Below are 318 nucleotides of genomic sequence, written 5' to 3' on the forward strand. Positions count from 1 at the left end.
TAAAAAATATTGAAAATACGGTTACGAATGATGCAGTTAAGTATGATAAAGATGAAAAGGGTGATAAGATCAATAAAGTTACATTCGCTGGTGTGAGTGAAAGTGATCCGGTAGTGTTAGACAATGTAGCGGCAGGTGATTTATCCAAAGATTCAAAACAAGCTGTGAATGGTAGCCAACTCTGGGAGACAAACCAGAAGATAGATGTAGTCCTTGATAAGGCAAAAGAATATACGAATGAGCGTTTCAATGACATTATCAATCACCAAATGGGTGATGTTATTAATGAAGCGAAATCTTATACGGATATGAAGTTTG

The 318-nt window shown here is 35.8% G+C and carries 1 pseudogene; it reads left to right on the top strand.

Annotated elements, in window-relative coordinates:
- Positions 1-318, top strand: a pseudogene (locus tag ACFINC_RS11270) (hypothetical protein); the annotation flags it as partial.

It is taken from the genome of Bartonella sp. AP58NXGY (genome assembly GCF_042195785.1).
Classification (GTDB): Bacteria; Pseudomonadota; Alphaproteobacteria; order Rhizobiales; family Rhizobiaceae; genus Bartonella.